Source organism: Wolbachia endosymbiont of Drosophila bocki, assembly GCF_028982005.1.
Classification (GTDB): Bacteria; Pseudomonadota; Alphaproteobacteria; order Rickettsiales; family Anaplasmataceae; genus Wolbachia; species Wolbachia pipientis.
In genome coordinates, this window is the sequence record NZ_JAPQLG010000052.1 from 1 (window position 1) to 780 (window position 780).

A 780-nucleotide genomic window follows, 5' to 3' on the forward strand; every position below is an offset into this window, starting at 1 on the left:
ATCTTTCAGAAGCAGAGAAATTTCAAATTATACAACGTGTCAAGAATTCTGGACTAGATGAATATGAAGACCGTGGATGGATATTTAGTTTTAAATACAAAGGCACCACTTATAACGTAAGATGCAAGGACTTTTCAGAAGAAGAAAAATTTCAATTTATCAAAGACATTAAGAACTCTCATGAATCGCTCGTTAGTGAATGTGATGGATTGGGGAACGATAATACAACTTTAGTGATTTACATTGATGAAAATAAGGAGATAAGTCGAATGTATTTTCAAAACTCCGACAAAAATATATTCAAACAGCTAAATAAGACATTTATAAGCAGAAGTAAACCTGAACAAGATGTGGAAAAATCAAATGAAGTAGAACAAAGTAATGTAGAAGAAGAAAAAAGTAGCCAGCAAGACACTCAGTAACCCAGTAATTTCTTATCCAATATTTTTTCAGCAATTAAATCCATTATTGATTCTATCTCATCACTCTTTTCATGGTTATTTGGGTCGAAAGAGAAAGAGTCTAATCAACAATCTGATGATAATCCTTCTTTGTTTAAGCTCGATGCTAATGAGTTAGATCACGAAGTTAAGCCTGATGCCAATGAGTTAGGTCACGATGTTAGAGATCACTTATCAGACAATTATAACCATTACAACTCATCTGATGGGCTAATGTAATATAGCTAATTTACAGTATCTGTTCAGATGCATGGCTAATGTACAAATATTGAAACAAAAATTCCAGTGCCCCTGTGATGTCATTCCAGTGCTTGACACT

General features: G+C 33.2%; 1 protein-coding gene. It reads left to right on the forward strand.

Features of this window, described 5'->3' with window-relative positions; all coding sequences use genetic code 11:
• Positions 1-422: hypothetical protein (locus OZD61_RS01040; RefSeq protein WP_274979523.1), on the forward strand; the 422-nt coding region annotated here is incomplete at its 5' end.
• Positions 423-780: the final 358 nt, after the last annotated feature.